Source organism: Serratia sp. H402Y, assembly GCF_051172415.1.
Classification (GTDB): domain Bacteria; phylum Pseudomonadota; class Gammaproteobacteria; order Enterobacterales; family Enterobacteriaceae; genus Serratia; species Serratia ureilytica.
Genome location: NZ_JBPIYZ010000001.1, coordinates 142407 through 168313, shown reverse-complemented (window position 1 = coordinate 168313; position 25907 = coordinate 142407). Strand labels below are relative to the sequence as shown.

The following is a 25907-nucleotide window of genomic DNA, read 5'->3' as shown; positions in this document are numbered from 1 at the left end:
CAGATATTCAGCAATCGGCGGATATCAGATGTGGAAAAGGCCGCGAAAGCGGCCTTTGTTTGTTGCACTGCGTTGCAGAAAAATGCGGCGATTACTGCGGCTGTTGCTCAGCGGCGCCCATTTTAATTTTGGCTTCTTTACGCAGGCTCGCCAGCAACGAATCGAAGGAAACGCCGGTCGCGCCCTCTTCCATCTTGCCGACGAAGGTTTTCATTTCGTCTTCCGGCAGCGTGCCAGGCTTCACCGCATCGAGTGCGATCAGCACCACGTTGTCCTGGCGATCCTGCGACATGCCGTACACCGGTTTGCCGTCCTGCGGGTGCGGCAGCGCGAACACGCTCTCCACCAGCTGGCTGTCTTCCGGCGCGCGCGCCATCTTCTGCACGGCGCCAAAGCTCAGGCCGGCGGCTTTCATCGCCTCGTCGCCCTTGCCCTGCTTCAGCTCAACCAACAGCTTCTCGCCCTGCAGTTTCGCTTCCTGCACCGCCTTGTTGCGCTTCACCAGATCCGCCACGCGGTCTTTTACCTGGTCGAACGGCTCGATGCCTTCCGGCTTGTGGCCGCTCACGCGCACCACGAAGGCGCGGTCGCCGTCTACGGTGATCACGTCGGAGTTACTGCCCGGCGCGCCGTTCTCGCCGATCAGCGAACCGTCGAAGATCGCCTGCACCACCGGCTTGAAGTTCAGCGCCGCAGGGATGTTGTCGCGGGTGAACCAGTCGGTTTGCGCCGCTTTCACGCCGGCCGCTTCTTCAGCCGAGGCCAGGGATTCGTTGTCGCTGGTCGCCGCTTCGCTCACCTTCTGCTGCAGCGCGTAATACGCATCTACCGCTTTCTCCTGCTTCACCTGCTTGGCGATAGCGTCATGCACTTCGCTCAGCGGCTTCAGTTTCTCTGGTTCGATGTCGTTCAAACGCACGATCAGGTAGCCGACGGAAGATTTCACCACGCCGGACAGCTGCCCTTTTTCAGTCAGGTTAGCCTGCTTCAGCTCGTCGGCGGTGGTTTCCGGCTCCAGCCAACCCAGTTCACCGCCGGTACGGCGTGAGATGATGTCGGTGGATTTTTCTTTCGCCAGCGTGGCGAAATCGGCGCCCTTCTTCAGCTCGTCCAGCACCGCATTGGCTTCCGCCTCGGTTTTCAGCTGGATCACGCTGTAGTTTTTACGCTCCGGCTGGCCGTAGCTGCTCTTGTGCTGGTCGTAGTAAGCGCTGATGTCCTCTTCGCTCACTTTCACCTTATCCTGCATGGACGCGGCGTCCAGCGGGATATAGCTCACCTTCACCTGCTCCGGGGCGATGAAGCTGTTCTTGTTCTGATCGTAATACGCCTTCAGTTCGTCGTCGCCGGCGCTCTGTTTCGCCTGCAGCGCCTTCAGATCGATAGTCGCCAGACGCACGTCGCGCTCCTGCAGCACCAACGCCGCCATGGCTTGCGATTCGGACGGCAGCACGAAGCCGGATTCGCCGAAGGCCTGGATCAGCTGCTGATTGACCAGCTGCTGACGCATCGACTGCGCGAAGTTGTCGGCGGTGTAGCCCATACGGCCGATCAGGTCGAGGTACTTGGCGTTATCGAACTGGCCGTTGGTTTGGAAATAAGGCGCCTTGCGGATGGCGTCCTTGATCTGATCGTCGCTGACCGCCAGGCCCAGCTTCTTGGCGTATTGGTCGAGCAGCATGTTGTCGATCAACTGGGACAACACCTGACGGCGCATCTGCTGCATGTAGCCTTCGTTGCCGGCCAGCGCAGAGAACTGGTCACCCAGCTGCTGCTGCATGCGGCTACGCTCGCTTTGGAAAGCCTGTTCCAGCTGAGCGCGTTCGATCGTCTGACCATTTACTTTCGCAGCATAATCGCCGGAGCCGCCGATCAGGTAGTTACCCACCCCGGTCAGGACGAATGACAGGATGATCAGGGCCAGGATGATTTTGAGCACGACGTGATTGGCAGCCGCGCGTAAATTGTCCATCATAGTGTGACAACACTCCGCTGTGATGTGGATTAACAACCCTTGTGCAGGCGCGTTCCCTGCGACAAAAATAAAAAAAGCGCATCAGTCCGATGCGCCTTGTATCTTACCTTACCAGCACCGCTGCGTCAGGTGATTGTTTATTACAAAACCCTGTTACGCTAAACGGTTAGACGCCAAATCAGTTTACAGCGTCTTTCAGCGCTTTCCCTGCACGGAAGGCCGGCACTTTGGCTGCCGCGATCTTGATTTCTTTACCGGTTTGCGGGTTACGGCCGGTACGAGCCGAACGTTCACGCACGGTGAAGGAACCGAAACCAACCAGAGCCACGTCATCCCCAGCTTTCAGAGAGTCGGTAACGGAAGCGATTACTGCGTCTAAAGCACGTCCAGCTGCCGCTTTGGAAATATCAGCACCTGCGGCAATCTTGTCGATCAGTTGTGACTTATTCACTCTATCATCCCCTCTAGAATTCTATCGTCGCACCGAAAAATCCCTACGGTTGCGACAGCGCAGCTGTTATATCAATCCCATCGAACCTTGGCAAGCCACCGACTGCGTGGCAAAACGTGGGCCGACAGAGATCTAACTTAGCGGTACAAAAAAATACTGGCAAGTCCGAAATGGCTTGCCAGTATAAGTTTTATCAATGGTTTTTGCGATTCGTCACTATTTTGCCGCTACCGGCAGTGCGCCGAAGGCCGGGTTTTGCAACGCAATGTTCAAAACTTCATCGATTCGCTGCACCGGATGAATCTCCAGATCGGCGATTACATTGTCCGGGATCTCTTCCAGATCGCGCTTGTTCTCGTAAGGGATCAGCACGGTTTTGATGCCGCCGCGATGCGCCGCCAACAGTTTCTCTTTCAGGCCGCCGATCGGCAATACCTGGCCGCGCAGCGTGATCTCGCCGGTCATCGCCACATCGGCGCGTACCGGGTTGCCGGTCAGGCAGGAGACCAGCGCGGTGCACATCGCGATACCGGCGCTTGGGCCGTCTTTCGGCGTCGCCCCTTCCGGCACGTGCACGTGGATGTCGCGCTTCTCGTAGAAATCGGCGTTGATGCCCAATTTCTCCGCGCGCGCGCGCACCACGGTCAGCGCCGCCTGAATCGATTCCTGCATCACTTCACCCAGAGAGCCGGTGTAAGTCAGCTTGCCTTTGCCCGGCACGCAGGCGGTTTCGATGGTCAGTAGATCGCCGCCCACTTCCGTCCACGCCAGCCCGGTGACTTCGCCCACGCGGTTTTCGGTATCCGCACGGCCGTAATCGACGCGCTGCACGCCCAGGTAGTCCTTCAGGTTGTCGCCGTTGATCTCGATGTGCTTGCGCTTCTTGTCCATCAGCAGCGTTTTCACCGCTTTACGGCACAGTTTGGAGATTTCACGCTCCAGGCTGCGCACCCCGGCTTCGCGGGTGTAGAAGCGAATGATGCCGATGATGGCGCTGTCGTCGACCGTCAGCTCGCCTTTTTTCAGCGCGTTGCGCTCAAGCTGCTTCGGCAGCAGGTGCTGTTTGGCGATGTTGAGCTTTTCGTCCTCGGTATAACCCGACAGACGGATCACTTCCATACGGTCCAGCAGCGGCGCAGGGATGTTCATCGAGTTGGAGGTGGCGACGAACATCACGTCGGACAGATCGTAATCCACTTCCAGGTAGTGGTCGTTGAACGCCACGTTCTGTTCCGGATCCAGCACCTCCAGCAGAGCGGAAGCCGGATCGCCGCGCATGTCGGAAGACATCTTGTCGATCTCATCCAGCAGGAACAGCGGGTTCTTCACCCCAACCTTGGCCATTTTCTGGATCAGTTTGCCCGGCATCGATCCGATGTAGGTACGGCGGTGACCGCGGATTTCCGCTTCGTCACGCACGCCGCCTAACGCCATGCGCACGTACTGGCGCCCGGTCGCTTTGGCGATCGACTGCCCCAGCGAGGTTTTACCCACGCCCGGCGGCCCAACCAGACACAGGATAGGCCCTTTGATTTTGCTGACGCGGCTCTGCACCGCGAGGTACTCGAGGATGCGATCCTTGACGCGCTCCAGGCCGTAGTGATCGGTATCGAGCACTTCCTGCGCCTTGACCAGGTCTTTTTTCACCTTGCTGCGCGCGTTCCACGGCACCTGAAGCATCCAGTCGATGTAGCCGCGTACCACGGTCGCTTCCGCCGACATCGGCGACATCATCTTCAGCTTTTGCAGTTCCGCTTCGGTTTTCTCGCGCGCCTCTTTCGGCATTTTCGCCGCATCGATCTTGCGCTTCAGCGCTTCGTGCTCGTCCGGCGCGTCGTCCATCTCGCCCAGTTCTTTCTGAATCGCCTTCATCTGCTCATTCAGATAGTACTCGCGCTGGCTCTTCTCCATCTGCTTCTTAACGCGGTTGCGGATGCGTTTCTCAACCTGCAGCAGGTCGATCTCCGACTCCATCATCGCCATCAGGTATTCCAGACGCTCGGTGATGTCGGACATCTCGAGCACCGACTGTTTGTCGCTGAGTTTCAGCGGCATGTGGGCGGCGATGGTGTCCGCCAGGCGCGCGGCGTCGTCGATGCTGTTCAGTGACGTCAGCACCTCCGGCGGGATTTTTTTGTTCAGTTTGATATAGCCTTCAAACTGATTGATCGCGGTGCGCACCAGCACTTCTTGTTCGCGCTCGTCGATAGCCGGCGATTCAAGGTATTCCGCCTGCGCGGCAAAATGCTCACCGCTGTCGGACAGCGTAGTGATGCGTGCGCGCTGCAGCCCCTCGACCAGCACTTTTACCGTGCCGTCCGGCAGCTTCAGCATCTGCAGGATCGACGCTACGGTGCCAACCGAGAACAAGTCGTTAATGCCAGGTTCATCCGTTGAGGCCTCTTTCTGTGCCACCAGCATGATCTTCTTATCGTGATCCATTGCGGCTTCGAGGCACCGAATCGATTTTTCCCGGCCAACAAATAACGGGATCACCATGTGCGGATAAACCACCACGTCGCGCAATGGCAAAACGGGGATTTCAATGCGTTCGGAACGCTCAGGGTTCATAGAGCTCTCTCTTAGTTTAATTTCCGCCAGGTTGAGGGGGAATCTCATGAGACGCAAGCATCTAACGTTTCATAAAATCTGGTTAATGAGTATATGGGGATGAATCTCTTACATTCAACGGCAAGAATGCAGGAAAAAGAAATGGGGGATGAAATCCCCCATTTTGCTGATAACGCGCTGGTTTAACTGGCTAATTATTCGCCAGATGCCTGGGCTTCCGGCTTGCCGTAAATCAGCAGCGGTTTGGATTGACCGGCGATCACCGACTCGTCTATCACCACTTTGTCCACGCTGTCCATCGACGGCAGATCGTACATGGTATCGAGCAGCGCGCCTTCCACGATGGAACGCAGGCCGCGGGCGCCGGTTTTGCGCGCCATGGCTTTCTTGGCGATGGCGTTCAGCGCTTCGTCACGGAACTCCAGCTCCACGCCTTCCAGGTTGAACAGCGCCTGATACTGCTTGGTCAGAGCGTTCTTCGGCTCTTTCAGGATCTGAATCAGCGCGTCTTCGCTCAGCTCGCTCAGGGTCGCCACCACCGGCAGACGGCCGATGAACTCAGGGATCAGACCGAACTTGATCAGGTCTTCCGGTTCGGCCTGCAGCAACAGTTCGCCTTCAGTGGCCTTCTCGGACTCGCCCTTGACGGTCGCGCCGAAGCCGATGCCGGAGCCGGTGTTGACGCGCTGACCGATCACCTTATCCAGGCCGGCAAATGCGCCGCCGCAGATAAACAGGATCTTGGAGGTATCGACCTGCAGGAACTCCTGCTGCGGATGCTTGCGCCCACCCTGCGGCGGAACCGCGGCGATGGTGCCTTCAATCAGCTTCAGCAGCGCCTGCTGCACGCCTTCACCCGAAACGTCACGCGTGATAGACGGGTTGTCGGACTTGCGGGAAATCTTATCGATTTCATCGATATAAACGATGCCGCGCTGCGCTTTCTGCACGTCATAGTCACATTTTTGCAACAGCTTCTGGATAATATTTTCCACGTCCTCGCCCACGTAACCGGCTTCGGTCAGCGTGGTGGCGTCGGCCATGGTGAACGGCACGTCCAGGAAGCGCGCCAGCGTTTCCGCCAGCAGAGTCTTGCCGCTGCCGGTTGGGCCAATCAGCAAGATGTTGCTCTTGCCCAACTCGATACCGTTGCTGGTATCGCCGTTGCGCAGGCGTTTGTAGTGGTTGTACACCGCAACCGCCAGCACTTTCTTCGCCTGCTCCTGACCGATGACGTAGTCATCCAGGTGGTGGCGGATTTCGTGCGGCGTCGGCAGCGCACTGCGCTCACGATGCGGGGCAACTTCTTTAATCTCTTCGCGAATAATGTCGTTACACAGATCGACACATTCATCGCAGATATACACTGACGGCCCGGCAATCAGCTTACGCACTTCATGCTGGCTTTTGCCGCAAAAAGAGCAGTACAGCAGCTTTCCTGAACCGTCTTTGCGCTTATCTGTCATCAGTCAAACCTCTTCTTTAGTCTTGTCCCGCAGGAAAATCACGGCGGCAGTGCGCCCAAACTCATATCGGGAACGCCGGGAGGCTACAACAGAGCGAGCCCCTGCCCACTCTGATTACTATAGTCCATCGGCGCCGCGTGGTTCTAGCTGCGGTGTGTCAGAATGCCGTCAACCAGGCCGTATTCCACGGCTTCTTCCGCGGTCATAAAGCGATCGCGCTCGGTATCGCGCTCGATCTGCTCCAGCGGCTGGCCGGTATGCTCGGCCATCAGTTCATTCATGCGCGCTTTCACCTTGAGGATTTCACGCGCGTGGATTTCGATGTCCGTCGCCTGGCCCTGGTAGCCGCCCAGCGGCTGGTGAATCATCACGCGCGAGTTCGGCAGGCAGAAACGTTTGCCTTTGGCGCCCGCGGTCAGCAGGAAGGAGCCCATCGAGCACGCCTGCCCCATACAGATGGTGCTGACGTCCGGCTTGATGAACTTCATGGTGTCGTAAATCGACATGCCCGCGGTGATCACCCCGCCCGGCGAGTTGATGTAGAGGAAAATGTCTTTTTCCGGGCTTTCCGCTTCGAGGAACAGCATTTGCGCCACGATCAGGTTGGCCATGTGATCTTCCACCTGGCCGGTCAGGAAAATGATGCGCTCTTTCAGCAGGCGGGAATAGATGTCGTAAGAACGCTCCCCGCGTGAAGTCTGCTCTACCACCATCGGCACCAGCGCCATGTTCGGTGCAAATTGATCTCGTTCGCCACTGTATGACATTACCGTCTCCTAATAGAAATTGCCTTGGCGGCCAGGGTGTCACCCTAATACGCCGATTCTACTTGAGAACGGCCATGATGACTATGCTCAAGCATTCGACCCGCGCCACACGTACCCGACGGTTATTTCATCCCGCGCACTTTGGCAAACAGCCCCAGAATTATTCTTTACAGATTGGGGGAGCCCGGCGCGATTTCAAGCCCAGAGGCCGATTTTCTCCGCGCGCCGGAAACGATGCCGTTATTCTGACCGTTATCATGCCAGCCAGTTCCCCAGGCAACAGGGTAAATATAGTGCATATTGCCCCGCTTAACCTGAGATTAATCAGCAACGTGGCAAAAAGAAAAGCCCGCAACCTGAGGTTGCGGGCTTTTTCATCGTGCGCCGGTTCGCCAGGCGAAACCGGGGACGCCGTTCATCGCGCCCGGCACGCAGGCATTACGCCTGTTGAGTTTGGTTCATCAGCTCGCTGAAGGTAGTGGCTTTTTCAGTCACTTTCGCTTTTGCCAGCAGGGCTTCAACCGCTTGCTCTTCCAGAGCCACGTTGCGCATGTTGTTCATCAGCTCTTTGTTTTTGCTGTAGAACTCAATGACTTCGCTCGGATCTTCGTAGGCGGAGGCCATTTCTTCGATCAGCGTCTTCACGCGGTCTTCGTCAGCTTTCAGGTCGTTGGTGCTGATCACTTCGCCCAGCAGCAGGCCAACCACTACGCGGCGTTTGGCTTGCTCTTCGAACAGCTCGCGTGGCAGTTCCAGCGCTTGCTTCTCGTTGCCGCCGAAACGCTGTGCAGCCTGACGACGCAGCACGTCGATTTCGCCGTCGATCAGCGCAGCAGGCACGTCGATTTCGTTCGCGCTCACCAGGCCTTCGATCGCCTGAGACTTGATGCGGTTACGCACGGCGCCTTTCAGCTCGCGCTCCATGTTCTTGCGAACTTCGGTGCGCAGACCGGCAACGGAACCGTCCGCCACGCCGAAACGCTTGATGAACTCTTCGGTCAGTTCCGGCAGCTCGCGCTCTTCAACTTTCTTCAGCACGATAGCGAATTTGGCCGCTTTGCCCTTCAGGTTTTCCGCGTGGTAGTCTTCCGGGAAGTTCACGTCGATGGAGAACTCTTCGCCCGCTTTGTGACCGACCAGACCTTCTTCGAAGCCTGGGATCATGCGGCCCTGGCCCATTGCCAGCACGAAGTCGGACGCTTTGCCGCCTTCGAACTCTTCACCGTCGATAGAACCGGTGAAGTCAACGGTCACGCGATCTTCAGCTTCCGCCGCGCGATCGGTTTCTTTCCAGGTCGCCTGCTGCTTGCGCAGAGTGTCCAGCATCGCGTCGACGTCTTCGTCGTTCACTTCCACTACTGGTTTTTCAACTTCGATGTTTTCCAGGCCTTTCAGCTCAACTTCTGGATACACTTCGAATTCAACGGCGAAAGTGAAGTCTTCGCCTTCTTTGTACTCGCCCGGCACGTAGTTTGGTGCGCCGGCCGGATTAATCTTTTCTTTGATGATCGCGTCAACGAAGCTGCGCTGCATCGCTTCGCCCAGCACGTCCTGACGAACAGAGGCGCCGTAACGCTGTTCCACGATGTTCATCGGCACTTTGCCTTTGCGGAAGCCGTCGATACGCACGCTTTTCGCTGCGTTGATCAGCTCTTTCTTCACCGCCTGCTTGATAGTATCAGCCGGTACAGTAATAGAGAGACGGCGCCCAAGGCCTTGAGTGGTTTCTACTGAAACTTGCATCTTGTTACCTCAAAAAAATCACAGTGCTCGGTCAACTCCGTTCCAAGAACCAGGACGGCTACAAATAAGAACCGAGTTCCCTGATGACAGAAGCGTCCCGAAACCATTCCGGAAAAATAAGACGCGACATTATAGCGGCGCATGCATGGCGAGTCGAGGAAAGCTAGGCGGCGCAGGCGCGCTAAAAATCACACTTTTGTCGATTCGATCGCCAAAAGGCCGCCAAAACAGACCGAACGTTGACCATATTGCGCATCGGCCGTGTCGTCGTCAAAAACAGAAACGGCCCGCAGGCCGTTTCAAAATTCGTCAGTAGTAATACCCTAATTCGAGGGCAAAGTTCCACTGATACCTGAAAATTTCCCCCTCAGGCCAGCGTCCCGGCGCCGCGGCACGGCGGCGAGGCCGGCACGGTATCCTGCAACCCTTCCCACTCTTTGAGCGTATAGGTGTGCAGCGCCAGCGCGTGTACGCCATCGGCCAACTCTTCCGACAATACCCCGTAGATGGAGCGGTGACGCGTCAAAAACCGTTCGCCGACGAAGCGATCGCTGACCAATACCACTTTGAAATGACTTTCTGAACCCGCCGGAACGTTATGACGATAGCTTTCATCAACGACTTCCAGATACGCGGGCTCAAACGCCGCCCTTAACTTTGCTTCTATTTGCTCGCGAATCATAGGATCTCCTTACAACACCGGCAGAGGACCGTGCCCATCTAGTTCAATATTAGCCGGTTTTCCCCCGTTTAGACCATCGCCTGGACAAATTTCTCTTTTCTGCGGTCAGAGGATGAGCGTCATCCCCGCCGCTTGGGGGATTATCCGATTGAGCGGGCCAAAAAAGCGTGTTTTTATCAACGGCAGGTAAAAATTTGTCACTCAGGCGCCTTCCGCGCTTCCACCGCACGGCGGCGATGCTATGATGTCGGCAATTCGTTGTCGGCTATCCCGCTCTGATTATTGCTAAATCCATCGAGAATGAGACAGAAAACATGTTAAAGAAACTTTGTCTTCCTTTGCTGACCGCCCTGCTGCTGGCCGGCTGCGCGACCAGCAGCAACACCCTGAACGTCACGCCGAAAATCGTTCTGCCGCAGCAGGATCCGACCCTGCAGGGCATCACCATCAGCATCAACGGCGCGGATCAGCGCACCGATCAGGCGCTGGCCAAGGTGAACCGCGACGGCCAACTGGTCACGCTGACGCCGTCGCGCGATCTGCGTTTCCTGCTGCAGGAAGTGCTGGAGAAACAAATGGGCGCCCGCGGTTACATGATTGGCGCCGACGGCCCGGTCGCGCTGCAGGTGGTCGTCAATAATCTGTACGCGGACGTATCCGAAGGCAACCTGCGCTACAACATCACCACCAAAGCCGACATCTCGATCATCGCCCAGGCGAAGAACGGCAACAAGCAGGTGAAAAACTACCGCTCGACCTATAACGTGCAGGGCGCCTTCACGGCGACCAACGACAAGATCACCGACGCCGTCAACTCCGTGCTGGGCGACGTGATCGCCGACATGGCGCAGGACACCAGCGTCAACGACTTTATCAAGCAAAACGCGCGCTAATCGGCGCGCCTGGCGCCGCCCGGCGGATCGGGCGGCGCAGACAGGGAACTCATGTCGAAACACTATCTTAACATCTTCACCCAGCGTAACTCCGCCATTCTGCTGCTGCTGGGCTTCGCGTCGGGTCTGCCGCTGGCACTGACCTCCGGCACGCTGCAAGCCTGGATGACCGTCGAAAACATCGATCTGAAAACCATCGGCATCTTCTCGCTGGTGGGCCAGGCCTACGTCTTCAAATTCCTCTGGTCGCCCTTCATGGATCGCTATACCCCGCCGTTCCTCGGGCGGCGGCGCGGTTGGCTGCTGATCAGCCAACTGCTGCTGGTGGCGGCGATCGTGGCGATGGGCTTTATGCAACCCGCGCAGCACCTGTGGTGGCTGGCGGCGTTGGCGGTGCTGGTGGCGTTCTGCTCCGCCTCGCAAGATATCGTGTTCGACGCCTATAAAACCGACCTGCTGAAAGCCGAAGAACGCGGCGCGGGCGCGGCGATATCGGTGCTGGGTTATCGGCTGGCGATGCTGGTTTCCGGCGGCCTGGCGCTGTGGCTGGCGGATCGCTATTTCGGCTGGCAAGCCACCTACTGGCTGATGGCCGGATTGATGCTGATCGGCGTGGCTGCCACGCTGATGGCGCCGGAACCGGATGAAAGCATCCCGGCGCCGCGCACCATGGAACAGGCGGTCGTCGCGCCGCTGCGCGATTTCTTCGGCCGCAACAACGCCTGGCTGATCCTGCTGCTGATCGTGATGTACAAAATGGGCGACGCCTTCGCCGGCAGCCTGAGCACCACCTTCCTGATCCGCGGCGTGGGATTCGACGCCGGCGAAGTGGGGCTGGTGAACAAAACCCTCGGGCTGTTCGCCACCATCGTCGGCGCTCTGTTCGGCGGCGTGCTGATGCAGCGTCTCACCCTGTTCCGCGCCCTGATGCTGTTCGGCGTCCTGCAGGCGGTATCCAATCTCGGCTATTGGATTCTGGCGGTGACCGACAAGAACCTGCTCACCATGGGCAGCGCCATCTTCCTTGAAAACCTGTGCGGCGGCATGGGCACCGCGGCCTTCGTCGCGCTGCTGATGACGCTGTGCAACCGTTCGTTCTCCGCCACCCAGTTCGCGCTGCTGTCGGCGCTGTCCGCCGTGGGTCGCGTTTATGTCGGGCCGATCGCCGGCTGGTTCGTCGAAGCCCATGGTTGGCCGCTGTTCTATCTGTTCTCGATCGCCGCCGCGCTGCCGGGCTTGCTGTTGCTCGGCGTCTGCCGCCAGACGCTGGAACACACCCAGCAGCATGGCGATTTTATGCCGCGCACCGCGTTTACCCAGGCTTACCGCTGGGCGCTGCGCCTGCTGACGCTGGGCTGCTCGCTGCTGGGGCTGTGGTTGCTGCTGCTGATCGCCAATGCGCTCGACTGGACGCAGGCGCCGCTGTTGGCCGACCGGCTGCTGCAGATCGGCGCCGCATTGAGCCTGCTCGGCGTCGCGATGGGCAGCATGCTGGATTATCTGGCGCTGCGCCGCGCTCGTTTGGCGTAACCCGACCGGCCGGCGATTTTGTCGGCCGAAAAAAAAGCGATCCGGGGGTGTATTTATTTCGTTAAAAAAAGATAATCAGCGAGAAAATTATTTTTTTATCCGACTGCGGCGCTCGGAAATAAAATTAAATTCACCTTTAAGACACAATTATTTTACATTAAATAAACCTTTTCTGCGTATTTCCCCGCCGCGCATTTCTTCGCCAGATTCATCATACCTTTAGTTTTCCTTAACATACGGACTGCTCGTCACGATTCAGCGTGCCAACGCGTTGTTGTCATTGGTAAATTGTCACGCAGGGTTACATCTGTGACCCCCTTAACAGAAAGTGTCAACAAGCCGCTGACACTCCCTTAAGCATGTTTACAGTACTGCAACCTTCCCGTAAAATGCCCGCACACATGAAACGACAATTGAGCCTTTGTTATTGAGGTCGTTAGATGAGACTTAAGAAATACAATAAAAGTATTGGGATGCTGTCATTAATTGCAGGCACTGTATTGCTCAGTGGCTGCGATATGGTTTTGATGAATCCCAAAGGAGCAATTGGTGTTGAGCAACGGACACTGATTATCACTGCAATCGCGTTGATGTTGATCGTGGTGGTGCCAGTTATCTTCATGGCGTTCGCCTTTGCCTGGAAGTATCGCGCTTCCAACAAAGACGCCAAGTACAGTCCGAACTGGGCCCACTCCAACAAGATCGAAGCGGTCGTCTGGACCATTCCTATCATTATCATCGCCATCCTTGGCACCATTACCTGGAAGACTACCCACGAACTCGACCCGTTCAAGCCGATTGTCACCGACAAGAAGCCGATGACGATCGAAGTGGTGTCGCTCGACTGGAAATGGCTGTTCATCTATCCGGAACAAGGCATTGCGACCGTTAATGAGCTGGCTTTCCCGAAAGATGTTCCAGTCGAATTCAAGATCACCTCTAACTCGGTAATGAACTCGTTCTTTATCCCGCAGTTGGGTGGACAGATTTATGCGATGGCCGGCATGCAGACCAAACTGCACCTGATCGGCAACGAAGCCGGTGCCTACAAGGGCATCTCCAGCAGCTACAGCGGCGCAGGCTTCTCCGGTATGAAATTCACCGCGATCGTTACCCCGACCGAAGGCGACTTCGATCAGTGGGTGGCCAAGGTGAAGGCATCGCCTAAAAACCTGAACACCACCGACGACTTTAACAAACTGGCAGAGCCGAGTGAAAACAACCCGGTCGAGTACTTTGCCGTTGTCAAACCGAATTTGTTCAAAGAAACAATTGCCAAATTCATGGGCGACATGGATATGCACAAGGGCGCTGGCGCGCACGAAGGCATGGACATGAGCCAAGGTATGGACATGGGTGAACATGCTGCTCACGCCGGAGCCGAGGAATAACTGATGTTGGGAAAATTAACACTTGATGCGGTTCCGTACCACGAACCGATCATCATGGTCACCGTAGCCGCAATTATCGTCGGGGGCCTGGCAGTGCTGGCGCTGCTGACCTATTTCGGCAAATGGAAGTGGCTGTGGAGCGAATGGCTGACTTCGGTCGACCATAAAAAAATTGGTATCATGTATATCGTCGTGGCGATGGTCATGCTGCTGCGCGGCTTCGCCGACGCCATCATGATGCGTAGCCAGCAGGCGTTGGCGTCCGCCGGCGAAGCCGGATTCCTGCCGCCGCACCACTACGACCAGATCTTCACCGCGCACGGCGTCATCATGATCTTCTTCATGGCGATGCCTTTCGTGGTCGGCCTGATGAACGTCGTGGTGCCGCTGCAAATCGGCGCGCGCGACGTCGCCTTCCCGTTCCTGAACTCCCTGAGCTTCTGGTTCTTCGTGGTGGGCGTTGTGCTGATCAACATCTCCCTGGGGGTCGGTGAATTCGCTCAGACCGGTTGGCTGGCGTATCCGCCGCTGTCGGGTAAAGAGTACAGTCCTGGCGTCGGGGTCGATTACTGGATTTGGAGTCTGCAGATTTCCGGTCTGGGTACCCTGCTGACCGGCGTGAACTTCTTCGCCACCATTCTGAAGATGCGTGCCCCTGGCATGCCTATGATGAAGATGCCGGTGTTCACCTGGGCGGCGCTGTGTACCAACGTCCTGATCATCGTTTCTTTCCCAATTCTGACCGTCACCATCGCGCTGCTGACCCTGGATCGCTATCTGGGCACCCATTTCTTCACCAATGATATGGGCGGCAACATGATGATGTACATCAACCTGATTTGGGCCTGGGGTCACCCAGAGGTGTACATTCTGGTTCTGCCGGTGTTCGGCGTGTTCTCCGAAGTCACCGCGACCTTCTCCAGAAAACGCCTGTTCGGCTATACCTCACTGGTATGGGCAACCATCGCGATCACCGTTCTGTCGTTCATCGTCTGGCTGCACCACTTCTTCACCATGGGGTCCGGCGCGAACGTTAACGCCTTCTTCGGTATCGCCACCATGATCATTTCCATCCCGACCGGGGTGAAAATCTTCAACTGGCTGTTCACCATGTATCAGGGCCGCATCAAGCTCAACTCCGCAATGCTGTGGACCGTTGGCTTCATCATCACCTTCTCCGTGGGTGGTATGACCGGCGTTCTGCTGGCGGTGCCGGGCGCGAACTTCGTGCTGCACAACAGCCTGTTCCTGATCGCGCACTTCCACAACGTCATCATCGGCGGCGTGGTGTTCGGTTGCTTCGCGGGCCTGACCTACTGGTTCCCGAAATCCTTCGGCTTCACGCTGAACGAAAAATGGGGCATCCGCGCGTTCTGGTTCTGGATCATCGGCTTCTTCACCGCCTTCATGCCGCTGTACGCATTGGGCTTTATGGGCATGACCCGTCGTATCAGCCAGAACATCAACCCTGAGTTCCACCCTCTGCTGCTGGTTGCAGCCGGCGGTGCGGCGCTGATCGCCTGCGGCATCCTGTGCCAGCTGACCCAGATCTTCGTCAGTATCCGTGACCGCGAACAGAACCGCGATCTGACCGGTGACCCATGGGGCGCTCGTACTCTGGAGTGGTCAACGTCTTCTCCACCGCCGTTCTATAACTTTGCCGTAGTGCCGCAGATTCATGACCGTGACGAGTTCTGGGACATGAAAGAAAAAGGCGAAGCCTATAAGAAACCGGCTAAGTACGAACCGATTCATATGCCTAAGAACACCGGCGCCGGCGTTATCATCGCCTTCTTCAGCCTGGTATTCGGTTTCGCAATGATTTGGGAAATCTGGTGGATGGCTCTGGCCGGCTTCATCGGTATGATCGTTGTCTGGATCGGCAAGAGCTTCGATAACGATGTTGACTACTATGTGCAGGTTGATGAAATCGAGCGCATTGAGAACCAACACTACGAACAAATCCGTAAAGCAGGCGTGAACCATGTCAACTGATACTCTGACCAATCATAACGCAGCCCATGCAGAGCATGGGCACCACGACGCGGGTGGGACCAAGGTCTTCGGATTCTGGATCTACCTGATGAGCGACTGTATTTTGTTTGCGAGCTTGTTCGCGACTTATGCAGTCCTGGTGAACGGGACCGCCGGCGGCCCTGCAGGCAAAAACATTTTTGACCTGGACTTCGTCCTGGTTGAAACCTTCCTGCTGCTGTTCAGCTCCATCACCTACGGCATGGCGATGATCGCCATGAACAAGGGGAAAGTGGCGGGCGTCAATCTCTGGCTGTTCCTGACCTTCCTGTTTGGTCTGGGCTTTGTTGGAATGGAAGTTTTTGAATTCCACAAACTGATCACCGAAGGCTACGGTCCGGATCGCAGCGCGTTCCTGTCCAGCTTCTTCGCGCTGGTCGGCACCCACGGTCTGCACGTGACTTCCGGCCTGATTTGGATCATCGTGATGATGATTCAGGTGAGCAAGTTCGGCCTGACCGCGACCAACAAAACCCGCCTGATGTGCCTGAGCCTGTTCTGGCACTTCCTGGACGTGGTCTGGATCTGCGTATTTACCGTTGTCTACCTGCTGGGGGCTATGTCATGAGTCATTCATCCCATGAAACCTCTCACGGCGGCGCAAGCCACGGCAGCGTGAAATCATACCTGATCGGCTTTATCCTGTCGATCATCCTGACGGTAATTCCATTTGCGATGGTAATGTACGGGAACGATGGCAGCATCTCCCACTCCACCATCCTGGCGGTTGTTGTCGGTATGGCGGTTATCCAGGTGATTGTTCACCTGGTTTACTTCCTGCACATGAACACCTCATCGGAAGAGCGCTGGAACCTGGTGGCATTGCTGTTCACCGCTATGATCATCGGTATCGTTGTTGTAGGTTCACTCTGGATTATGTACAACCTCAACATCAATATGATGGTCGATTAAGAGCTGAGCTGCACGTGATGATTAAGCAATACCTGCAAGTCACTAAACCAGGAATTATTTTCGGCAATTTAATTTCTGTCGTTGGGGGATTCCTGCTCGCTTCCAAAGGGAGCATCGACTATCCCCTGTTTCTCGCCACCCTGGTGGGTGTCTCGTTGGTGGTCGCGTCGGGCTGTGTGTTTAACAACTACATCGACCGCGACATCGACAAGAAGATGGAGAGAACGAAGAATCGGGTGCTGGTAAAAGGCCTGATCGCGCCGAGTGTCACCCTGGTTTATGCGACCGCGTTGGGTATTGTGGGCTTCGCGTTGCTGTATATCGCGGCCAACCCGCTGGCCATGTGGCTGGCGGTGATGGGCTTCGTGGTTTATGTCGGCGTTTATAGCCTGTACATGAAGCGCCACTCGGTCTACGGCACGCTGATCGGCAGCTTGTCGGGTGCCGCGCCGCCGGTTATCGGTTACTGCGCGGTCACCAACGAGTTCGACGCCGGCGCGTTGATCCTGCTGGCTATCTTTAGCCTGTGGCAGATGCCGCATTCTTATGCGATCGCTATCTTCCGCTTTAAAGATTACCAGGCGGCCAACATTCCGGTGCTGCCGGTGGTGAAAGGCATTTCCGTCGCCAAGAACCACATCACGGTCTACATCCTGGCGTTTATGATCGCCACGCTGATGCTGACCCTGGTGGGCTACGCCGGCTACAAATACCTGATCGTCGCTGCGGCGGTGAGCGTATGGTGGCTGGGCATGGCGCTGCGCGGTTACAAAACCGAAAACGACAGCGTCTGGGCGCGTAAACTGTTCGTGTTCTCCATCGTCGCCATCACCTCGCTGAGCGTGATGATGTCGATCGACTTCAGCGCCACGGCGGCGCCTGAAGCGCTGGTGACCTACGTTTGGTAAGCCAAATCATCTGTCAATGGGCCGCGTATGCGGCCCATTTTATTTGTCACGCCGAAAAGCGGCCAAACTGTAATATCTGTTAAACAACATTCGATTTACCCCCCCTGCCCTGCACACTAAAATGACGCAGCTTTACAGAAATCATGCCATCAGGCGCTGTCTCAACGTCTGATGGCATGGTTTTTACCGAGGTTTGATGTGAACGATAATTCAATGACCCCGCAGGAGCGCCGCGCCACCTGGGGATTGGGCACCGTATTCTCCCTGCGCATGCTCGGCATGTTTATGGTATTGCCGGTGTTGACCACCTACGGCATGGCGCTCAACGGCGCCAGCGAAGCGCTGATCGGCATCGCCATCGGCATTTACGGCCTGGCGCAGGCGGTGTTTCAGATCCCGTTCGGCCTGGTGTCCGATCGCATCGGCCGCAAGCCGCTGATCGTCGGCGGCCTGCTGATCTTTGCCCTCGGCAGCGTGATCGCCGCCGTCACTGACTCTATCTGGGGCGTGATCCTCGGCCGCGCGTTGCAAGGCTCCGGCGCCATCGCCGCCGCGGTAATGGCGCTGCTCTCCGATCTGACCCGCGAGCAGAACCGCACCAAAGCGATGGCGTTTATCGGCGTCAGCTTCGGCATCACCTTCGCCATCGCCATGGTTCTGGGCCCTATCATCACTCACGCCTTGGGCCTGCACGCGCTGTTCTGGATGATCGCCGTGCTGGCACTGGCCGGCATCGTCATCACCCTGGCGGTGGTGCCTTCCGCCGACACCCATCTGCTGAACCGCGAGTCCAGCATCGTGCGCGGCAGCTTCCGCAAAGTGCTGAGCAACTCGCGCCTGTTGAAACTCAACTTCGGCATCATGTGTCTGCACATTCTGCTGATGTCGAGCTTCGTGGCGCTGCCGCTGGCGATGGAAAAAGCCGGGCTGGCGGCCAGCGAACACTGGATCGTCTACCTGGTGACCATGCTGGTGTCGTTCGCCGCCGTGGTGCCGTTCATTATCTATGCCGAGAAATATCGCCGTATGAAGCAGGTGTTTATGGGCTGCGTGGCGGTGCTGTTCTGCGCCGAAGTGCTGCTGTGGCTCTCCGGCGCTCATCTATGGGGCATCATCGCCGGCGTGCAGCTGTTCTTTATGGCCTTCAACGTGATGGAAGCCATCCTGCCTTCGCTGATCAGCAAAGAATCGCCGGCCGGCTACAAAGGCACCGCGATGGGGGTGTACTCCACCAGCCAGTTTATCGGCGTGGCGATCGGCGGCAGCCTCGGCGGCTGGCTGTACGGTTTGCAGGGGGCAGGCTTGGTGTTTATCGCCGGCGCGGTATTGGCCGCCGTCTGGTTCCTGGTCAGCAGCACCATGAAAGAGCCGCCGTATGTCAGCAGCCTGCGCATTACGCTGTCGGAACTGGCGGTGAAGGATTCAGCGCTGGAAAGCCGCCTGAAGGCGCAGCCCGGCGTGGCCGAGGCGATCGTCGTGCCGGAAGAGCGCAGCGCCTACGTCAAGGTGGATACCAAGCAGACCAACCGCGGTCAGCTGGAAGCGCTGGTCAATTCGCTGTAAAGAAACGGGGCCGGCAATGCCGGCCCCGTCGAGATTAATCGCGGAAATTCTTGAACTGGAATGGCTGCCCCAGATCGCCGCCGCGCACCAGCGCCATCACGCTCTGCAAATCGTCGCGTGACTTGCCGGTCACCCGCACTTCTTCGCCCTGGATCTGCGCCTGCACCTTCAGCTTGCTGTCTTTGATCAGCTTGACGATTTTCTTCGCCACGCTGGTTTCAATCCCCTGCTTCAGCTTGGCTTCCACGCTGTAGGTTTTACCGCTGTGGGTAAACTCTTCCGGGATCTCCAGCGCAGCGCCGTCGATGCTGCGCTTGCTCAGCTTTTCGCGCAGAATGTCGAGCAGCTGCTGCACCTGGAAATCAGACTCGGTGGCAACCTTGATGCTTTGATTCTTCTCGTTTAGCTCAAAGCTGGCCGGCACGTTGCGAAAATCCCAGCGGGTGCCGAGATCGCGGGTGGCGTTCTCAACGGCGTTACGCACTTCCTGCATATCAATTTCGGAAACGATGTCGAAAGATGGCATACTTCTTCCTCCTGAATGAGTGCCTAATAGCTTAGGCGATTTTGATGCCGAGCATGATAACCGCTTTGCCGCCTCAGACAAAATCTGCTGAACGCACGCAGGGATAGCGCTTCAGGCTGCCATAAAGCCTATAGTTAGATCACGGTAATTGAGCGGTATTCCCGTGTTTCCAAGGAGACTGAATGAAAATAACCATTCTTGGTTGCGGCGCGCTCGGACAACTGTGGCTCTCCCGGCTGTATCAGCAGGGCCACGATGTACAGGGATGGCTAAGAGTGCCGCAGCCTTTTTGCGCCGTGAACGTGATAGAGCCGGAAGGCGTCTCGTTTAATCGCAATTTGCCCACCAACGATCCGGAGCACCTCGCGCAAAGCGAGCTGCTGCTGGTGACGCTGAAAGCCTGGCAGGTATCCAGCGCGGTCAGCGCGCTGTTGCCGAAGCTGAGCCCCCGCTGCGCCATCTTGCTGCTGCACAACGGCATGGGCACTCAGGAGGAGCTGCCGCCGAATGGCCAGCCCATCCTGCAGGGCACCACCACCCACGCCGCGCGCCACGAAGGCAGCACCATTATCCACGTCGCCACCGGCATCACCCACATCGGCCCCACCTCACCGGCCGCCCAGCACCTCAGCCACCTGGCGGAAGTGCTGCATCAGGCGCTGCCCGACGTCGCCTGGCACAACAACATCGCCTCGGCCAACTGGCGCAAGCTGGCGGTCAACTGCGTGATCAACCCGCTGACGGCGCTGTACGGCTGCCGCAACGGCGATCTGCAGCGCTACCCGGAGCAGATCGAAGCGCTGTGTCGTGAAGTCGCCAGCGTGATGGCCATGGAGGGTTACCACACCTCCTGCGAAGGCCTGATGCAATACGTGATGGACGTGATCCACAGCACCGCCGACAACGTTTCGTCGATGCTGCAGGATATCCGCAGCCAGCGGCATACCGAGATCGACTACATCACCGGCTACCTGCTGCGCCGCGCGCGCAGCCACGGCCTCACGCTGCCGGAGAATGCGCGGCTGTTTGAATTGATTAAACGAAAGGAAAATGAATATGAGCGTATCGGCGCTGGTCTGCCTGGCACCTGGTAGCGAAGAAACCGAAGCCGTCACCACCATCGATCTGCTGGTGCGGGCGGGCGTTAAAGTCACTACCGCCAGCGTCGCCGGCGACGGCGAGCTGACTATCGTTTGTTCACGCGGCGTCAAGCTGCTGGCCGACGCGCCGCTGGTGGCGATCGTCGATGAGCCTTTCGACGCCATCGTGCTGCCCGGCGGCCTGCAGGGGGCGGAATGCTTCCGCGACAGTCCGCTGCTGGTGGAAAAAGTGCGGCAGATGCATCTGCAGGGCCACATCGTCGCCGCCATCTGCGCGGCCCCGGCGCTGGTGTTGCAGCACCACGATCTGTTCCCGATCGGCAACATGACCGGTTTCCCGGGTTTGAAAGATCGGATACCGGCGGATAAATGGATGGAGCGCCGCGTGGTGTACGACGCGCGCGTCAACCTGCTCACCAGCCAGGGGCCGGGCACCGCGATGGAGTTTGCACTGAAGCTGATAGACCTGCTGCTCGGCAAGGCCAAAGCGGCGGAGATCGCCGCGCAGCTGGTGCTGATCCCTGGGATGTACGATTTCCGCGACTGAGCGGCTTGCCGATAAAAAAAGGGCTGAACACCGGTTCAGCCCCTCTCATTTACGCCGCTGCCCGCGTTACGGGCGATAAACCTTCACGTTGCTGAAGCCCTGCTCCAGCAGGTACAGCGCCTGCAGGCGGCTCATTACGCCGCGCTCGCAGTACAGCAGATAGGTTTTGCTCTGATCCAGATCGCCGAACTGGGTGCTCAGCTTATAGAACGGCAGCGCTTTCACTTCAACCTGTTCCAGCTGCAACGGCTTCTCTTCCTGCTCGTCGTTGGAACGGATATCCAGGATCACCTCGTCGGCGCCGAAGGCCGCGACGGTTTCCACTTCGGTCACCTGCTCCTGCGCCTGCTCGGCGATGGAGCGAATATCGACGTTCTTCGCCTCGCTCACCACCCGATCGAGAATGCTGAAATCGAAGTGGCTTTCTTCCTCTTCAATCTTGGCCTTGACGGCTTTTACCGTCGGGCTCTTCGAAATCACGCCGCAGTATTCCGGCATGGTTTTGGCGAAGTCTTCGGTGCCGATTTCACGCGCCAGTTTGATGATGTGCTCTTTATCGTGCGAGATCAGCGGACGCAGGATCAGCGTATCGGACGCATTGTCGATCAAGCGCAGGTTGGTCAGCGTCTGGCTGGACACCTGCCCCAGCGCTTCACCGGTTACCAGCGCCTGCACGCCGTAGCGTTCGGCCACTTGCGAAGCGGCGCGCACCATCATGCGCTTGAGCACCACGCCCATCTGGCCGTCGTCGACTTTCTCCAGGATCTCGCCCACCACCGGCTCGAAGTCGATGGCGACGAAGCGCACCTTGTGCGAACTGGCGAAACGGTTCCACAGATAGTGCGCCACCTGCTTCACGCCAATCTCATGCGCGGCGCCGCCCAGGTTAAAGAAGCAGAAGTGCACGCGGCAGCCGCGACGCATCAGCATATAGCTGGACACGCCCGAGTCGAAACCGCCGGAAATCAGCGACATCACATCTTCCTGAGTGCCGACCGGGTAACCGCCGATGCCTTCGAGGCGGCGTTTAACCAGCATCAGCTTGTCGTCTTCGATCTCAAGGTTTACCGTGACCTGCGGGCGGGTCAGGTTAACGCGCGCGCTGTCGATATGCTGGTTCAGACCGCCGCCGACGTAGCGCTCCACGTCCTGCGAGTTGAACGCCTGTTTGCCGCGGCGCTTGACGCGCACGCAGAAGGTTTTGCCTTCCAGCTGGGCGCGGTAGGCTTCCAGCGTCTGCTCGAAGATGTGGTGGATATCGGTATAAGCGCGATCTTCCACTTCCAGAATATGGTGGATGCCGGGGATCCGCGTCAGCGCGTCGGCGATGACCGGCCGCTGGTTTTCATCTTTGGCGCGAACTTCGATATGATCCCAGTGACGGACGACCGCCAGCGTTTCATCATACTGCTTCAGGACGTTGCGAATATTGGTCGAGAGAATCTTGATAAAGCGCAAGCGCACAGATTGGCTCTTGATGGTGATTTCCGGGAACAATTTAATGATAAACTTCATGGCGGTCTTTGTTGTCAGATAAGAATTACGGCGCGGAGTATATCACCATATCGCCGTGCTCTGCGCACAAAACCACACATGAGCGCCATGATTTGCTAATCAAGATCCGCTAGGATAGGCTCTGGCGCCACGGTTCACATGATGACGTAAAAAGAAAATTATGCCGAAAAAACCAGCACAATCAGCCAGTACAGAGCAAACAGCCAGCTTTGAAAGCGCCCTCGGCGAGCTGGAAAGCATCGTGACGCGTCTGGAGTCGGGCGAACTGCCGCTGGAAGACGCGCTGAACGAATTCGAACGCGGCGTGCAGCTGGCGCGTCAAGGCCAGCAGAAACTGCAACAGGCGGAACAGCGTGTGCAGATCCTCCTTAACGACAGCGCCGACGACGCGGCGTTGGCGCCTTTCACACCGGATACCGAGTAACCGACATGTCTGAGATCGTCCCATCGGCCGCTTTTGCCGATCAACTGCAGATTTTCCGCCGGCGCGCCGATCGCGCGCTGCTGGATTTCATCGCCCCGCTGCCGTTCAACGACGGCAACATGGTGGCGGCGATGCGTCATGGCGCCTTACTGGGCGGCAAGCGCCTGCGCCCGTTCCTGGTGTACACCACCGGCCAGATGTTCGGCGTATCGCTGACCAACCTGGACGCGCCGGCGGCGGCGGTAGAATGCATTCACGCCTACTCGCTGATCCACGACGATCTGCCGGCGATGGACGACGACGATCTGCGCCGCGGCCAGCCGACCTGCCACATTAAATTCGGCGAAGCCAACGCGATCCTGGCCGGCGATGCGCTGCAAACGCTGGCGTTTTCGATCCTGGCCGATGCCGAAATGCCCGACGTGGCGCTGCGCGATCGGCTGGCGATGGTCTCCGAACTGGCGGCAGCCAGCGGCGTCGCCGGCATGTGCGGCGGCCAATCTCTGGATCTGGAGGCCGAAGGCAAGCGCGTCGATCTGCAGGCGCTGGAGCAGATCCACCGCCACAAAACCGGTGCGCTGATCCGTGCCGCGGTGCGTCTGGGCGCGCTGAGCGCCGGCGAAGCAGGACGAGCGGCGCTGCCGCAGTTGGATCGTTACGCCGCTGCGGTCGGCCTGGCGTTCCAGGTGCAGGATGACATTTTGGACGTTGTCGGCGAGACTGAAAAGATCGGCAAGCGCCAGGGAGCGGACCAACAACACGGAAAGAGTACCTACCCGGCGTTACTCGGGCTTGACAGCGCGAAAGCAAAAGCGTGGGATCTCTATCAGGAAGCATTAGCTGCATTAGACACTTTGGCAGCGCAATCTTATAACACAGCGCCATTGCGAGCGTTAGCCAGCTTCATTATTGAACGCGACAATTAACGTGTGACGTTAACTCCTCTGATATGAGTATCGAATGAGTCTTGATATAGCCAAATACCCAACCCTGGCGCTAGCGGAAAACCCCGAGGAACTCCGCTCACTGCCCAAAGAGAGCTTGCCGAAGCTGTGCGATGAGCTGCGGCAATATCTGCTGAACAGCGTCAGTCGCTCCAGCGGCCACTTTGCCTCCGGGCTGGGTACCGTCGAACTGACGGTGGCGTTGCATTTCGTCTACAACACGCCGTTCGATCATCTGGTGTGGGACGTCGGTCACCAGGCCTACCCGCACAAAATCCTGACCGGCCGCCGCGACCGGATCGCCACTATCCGGCAAAAGAACGGGTTGCACCCCTTCCCGTGGCGCGCCGAAAGCGAATACGACGTGCTGTCGGTCGGCCATTCGTCAACCTCGATCAGCGCCGGCCTCGGCATGGCGGTGGCGGCAGAGCGTGAAGGCAAAGGCCGCCGCACGGTGTGCGTGATCGGCGATGGCGCCATCACCGCCGGCATGGCGTTCGAAGCGATGAACCACGCCGGCGACATCAATCCGGACATGCTGGTGGTGCTGAACGACAACGAGATGTCGATCTCGGAAAACGTCGGCGCGCTGAACAACCATCTGGCACAGCTGCTGTCCGGCAAGCTTTACTCCACCCTGCGCGAAGGCGGCAAGAAAGTGCTGGCCGGCGTGCCGCCGATCAAGGAGCTGGTGAAACGCACCGAAGAGCACCTGAAAGGCATGGTGGTGCCGGGTACGCTGTTCGAAGAGCTGGGCTTCAACTACATCGGCCCAGTAGACGGGCACGACGTACAGGGCCTGGTCGCCACGTTGAAAAACATGCGCGATCTGAAAGGCCCGCAGCTGTTGCACATCATGACCAAGAAAGGCCGCGGTTACGCGCCGGCGGAGAAGGATCCGATCAGCTTCCACGCGGTGCCGAAGTTCGATCCCGCCAGCGGCACGCTGCCGAAAAGCGCCGGCGGTCTGCCGACCTATTCGAAAATCTTCGGCGACTGGCTGTGTGAAACCGCCGCCAAAGACAGCTCACTGATGGCGATCACGCCGGCGATGCGCGAAGGTTCCGGCATGGTGCAGTTCTCGCGCGACTATCCGCAGCAATATTTCGATGTGGCGATCGCCGAGCAGCACGCGGTCACCTTCGCCGCCGGGCTGGCGATCGGCGGCTACAAGCCGGTGGTGGCGATCTATTCCACCTTCCTGCAACGCGCCTACGATCAGCTGATCCATGACGTGGCGATCCAAAACCTGCCGGTGATGTTCGCCATCGATCGCGGCGGCATCGTCGGCGCCGACGGCCAGACCCACCAGGGGGCGTTCGATCTGTCGTTCATGCGCTGCATCCCGACCATGGTGATCATGACGCCAAGCGACGAAAACGAATGCCGCCAGATGCTGTATACCGGCTATCACTACAACGACGGCCCGAGCGCCGTGCGCTATCCGCGCGGCACCGGCACCGGCGCTGTGCTGGAGCCGCTCAGCCTGCTGCCGATCGGCAAAGGCGTGGTGCGCCGCCAGGGGGAAAAGATCGCCATTCTCAACTTCGGCACCCTGCTGCCGGAGGCCGCTGCGGCGGCGGAAGCGCTCAACGCCACGCTGGTCGACATGCGCTTCGTCAAACCGCTGGACGAGCAGCTGGTGCTCGAACTGGCCGCCAGCCATGAAACGCTGGTCACGCTGGAAGAGAACGCCATCATGGGCGGCGCCGGCAGCGGCGTCAACGAACTGCTGATGGCCAAACGCCGTCCGGTGCCGGTGCTGAACCTCGGCCTGCCGGACAGCTTCGTCTCACAGGGCACCCAGGAAGAACTGCGCGCCGATCTGGGACTGGACGCCGCCGGCATTCAGCGTCAAATCGAAACCTGGCTGGCGCAGTAATTCGCCACTCGCGCCTGATAAAACGCCTCCGCCTTCGGGGGCGTTTTCATTTCCGCCCTCCGGGATCCGCGCTACAGTTACTG

22 protein-coding genes are annotated in these 25907 nt (G+C 58.1%); 13 read left to right on the top strand and 9 right to left on the bottom strand.

All coding sequences use genetic code 11. The features are described 5' to 3' along the window. Positions 1-91 precede the first annotated feature (91 nt). From ppiD to bolA, 7 genes are all read right to left on the bottom strand, one after another. Positions 92-1975: a peptidylprolyl isomerase gene (gene ppiD / locus ACSBQS_RS00870; protein ID WP_129993221.1), complete on the bottom strand. Its 1884-nt coding sequence runs from the start codon at positions 1973-1975 to the stop codon at positions 92-94. Between the two features lie 178 nt (positions 1976-2153). Continuing rightward, positions 2154-2426 (bottom strand): nucleoid-associated protein HU-beta, encoded by a 273-nt coding sequence (gene hupB, locus ACSBQS_RS00865; protein ID WP_004940351.1) that lies wholly within the window; start codon positions 2424-2426, stop codon positions 2154-2156. A gap of 216 nt (positions 2427-2642) precedes the next feature. Next, positions 2643-4997 carry an endopeptidase La gene (gene lon, locus ACSBQS_RS00860; protein ID WP_019454189.1) on the bottom strand — a complete coding sequence of 785 codons (2355 nt, stop codon included), beginning with the start codon at positions 4995-4997 and terminating at the stop codon, positions 2643-2645. A gap of 194 nt (positions 4998-5191) precedes the next feature. Further along, a complete protein-coding gene (gene clpX / locus ACSBQS_RS00855; protein WP_004940354.1) occupies positions 5192-6463 on the bottom strand; it encodes an ATP-dependent protease ATP-binding subunit ClpX in 1272 nt (423 codons plus the stop codon). A 143-nt stretch (positions 6464-6606) separates the two neighbouring features. Beyond that, positions 6607-7230 carry an ATP-dependent Clp endopeptidase proteolytic subunit ClpP gene (gene clpP, locus ACSBQS_RS00850; protein WP_016928858.1) on the bottom strand — a complete coding sequence of 208 codons (624 nt, stop codon included), beginning with the start codon at positions 7228-7230 and terminating at the stop codon, positions 6607-6609. Between the two features lie 438 nt (positions 7231-7668). After that, a complete protein-coding gene (gene tig / locus ACSBQS_RS00845; protein ID WP_031300019.1) occupies positions 7669-8973 on the bottom strand; it encodes a trigger factor in 1305 nt (434 codons plus the stop codon). A gap of 367 nt (positions 8974-9340) precedes the next feature. Continuing rightward, a complete protein-coding gene (gene bolA / locus ACSBQS_RS00840) occupies positions 9341-9655 on the bottom strand; it encodes a transcriptional regulator BolA (RefSeq protein ID WP_004940361.1) in 315 nt (104 codons plus the stop codon). 314 nt (positions 9656-9969) lie between these two features. On the opposite strand from bolA, the gene ACSBQS_RS00835 reads away from it, so the two are divergent. The 8 genes from ACSBQS_RS00835 to ACSBQS_RS00800 all read left to right on the top strand — a co-directional run bounded on the left by ACSBQS_RS00835 (position 9970) and on the right by ACSBQS_RS00800 (position 18886). Continuing rightward, positions 9970-10548, top strand: a complete 579-nt coding sequence (locus tag ACSBQS_RS00835; RefSeq protein WP_033642071.1) for a lipoprotein — start codon at positions 9970-9972, stop codon at positions 10546-10548. A 51-nt stretch (positions 10549-10599) separates the two neighbouring features. Beyond that, entirely contained in the window at positions 10600-12078 is a 1479-nt protein-coding gene (ampG, locus tag ACSBQS_RS00830) for a muropeptide MFS transporter AmpG (protein ID WP_033642070.1), read from the top strand. Positions 12079-12518: 440 nt separating this feature from the next. Then, the gene (gene cyoA, locus ACSBQS_RS00825; protein WP_434989460.1) at positions 12519-13469 is read left to right on the top strand and encodes a cytochrome o ubiquinol oxidase subunit II; all 951 of its coding nucleotides are present in this window, start codon (positions 12519-12521) and stop codon (positions 13467-13469) included. A 3-nt stretch (positions 13470-13472) separates the two neighbouring features. Next, the gene (gene cyoB, locus ACSBQS_RS00820) at positions 13473-15464 is read left to right on the top strand and encodes a cytochrome o ubiquinol oxidase subunit I (RefSeq protein ID WP_060659870.1); all 1992 of its coding nucleotides are present in this window, start codon (positions 13473-13475) and stop codon (positions 15462-15464) included. Then, complete coding sequence (locus ACSBQS_RS00815) at positions 15454-16071, top strand: cytochrome o ubiquinol oxidase subunit III (protein ID WP_434989459.1); 618 nt, start codon at positions 15454-15456, stop codon at positions 16069-16071. Before cyoB ends, ACSBQS_RS00815 begins: the two co-directional genes overlap by 11 nt. Then, positions 16068-16415 (top strand): cytochrome o ubiquinol oxidase subunit IV, encoded by a 348-nt coding sequence (locus ACSBQS_RS00810; RefSeq protein ID WP_031300021.1) that lies wholly within the window; start codon positions 16068-16070, stop codon positions 16413-16415. The genes ACSBQS_RS00815 and ACSBQS_RS00810 overlap by 4 nt, the downstream gene beginning before the upstream one ends. Before the next feature lie 17 nt (positions 16416-16432). Next, a complete protein-coding gene (gene cyoE / locus ACSBQS_RS00805; RefSeq protein WP_025301761.1) occupies positions 16433-17323 on the top strand; it encodes a heme o synthase in 891 nt (296 codons plus the stop codon). A gap of 198 nt (positions 17324-17521) precedes the next feature. Further along, positions 17522-18886 (top strand): MFS transporter, encoded by a 1365-nt coding sequence (locus ACSBQS_RS00800; RefSeq protein WP_025301760.1) that lies wholly within the window; start codon positions 17522-17524, stop codon positions 18884-18886. A gap of 34 nt (positions 18887-18920) precedes the next feature. Here ACSBQS_RS00800 and ACSBQS_RS00795 read toward each other — a convergent pair whose 3' ends face one another. After that, positions 18921-19412 (bottom strand): YajQ family cyclic di-GMP-binding protein, encoded by a 492-nt coding sequence (locus ACSBQS_RS00795; RefSeq protein WP_004940373.1) that lies wholly within the window; start codon positions 19410-19412, stop codon positions 18921-18923. Between the two features lie 182 nt (positions 19413-19594). Here ACSBQS_RS00795 and panE point away from each other — a divergent pair, with 182 nt between their 5' ends. Then, positions 19595-20506, top strand: a complete 912-nt coding sequence (panE, locus tag ACSBQS_RS00790) for a 2-dehydropantoate 2-reductase (protein ID WP_033642065.1) — start codon at positions 19595-19597, stop codon at positions 20504-20506. After that, positions 20469-21059, top strand: a complete 591-nt coding sequence (gene yajL / locus ACSBQS_RS00785) for a protein deglycase YajL (RefSeq protein ID WP_033642064.1) — start codon at positions 20469-20471, stop codon at positions 21057-21059. The genes panE and yajL overlap by 38 nt, the downstream gene beginning before the upstream one ends. Positions 21060-21125: 66 nt before the next feature. Here yajL and thiI read toward each other — a convergent pair whose 3' ends face one another. After that, entirely contained in the window at positions 21126-22574 is a 1449-nt protein-coding gene (gene thiI / locus ACSBQS_RS00780; RefSeq protein WP_033642063.1) for a tRNA uracil 4-sulfurtransferase ThiI, read from the bottom strand. 160 nt (positions 22575-22734) lie between these two features. Between thiI and xseB the strand changes: the two genes are divergently transcribed. The 3 genes from xseB to dxs are packed head-to-tail and all read left to right on the top strand — an operon-like array spanning position 22735 to position 25824. After that, positions 22735-22998 carry an exodeoxyribonuclease VII small subunit gene (gene xseB / locus ACSBQS_RS00775; RefSeq protein ID WP_033642062.1) on the top strand — a complete coding sequence of 88 codons (264 nt, stop codon included), beginning with the start codon at positions 22735-22737 and terminating at the stop codon, positions 22996-22998. Between the two features lie 5 nt (positions 22999-23003). Then, complete coding sequence (gene ispA / locus ACSBQS_RS00770) at positions 23004-23924, top strand: (2E,6E)-farnesyl diphosphate synthase (protein WP_033651083.1); 921 nt, start codon at positions 23004-23006, stop codon at positions 23922-23924. 34 nt (positions 23925-23958) lie between these two features. Continuing rightward, on the top strand, positions 23959-25824 hold the full coding sequence (gene dxs, locus ACSBQS_RS00765; RefSeq protein WP_033651082.1) for a 1-deoxy-D-xylulose-5-phosphate synthase: 1866 nt from the start codon (positions 23959-23961) through the stop codon (positions 25822-25824). Positions 25825-25907: the final 83 nt, after the last annotated feature.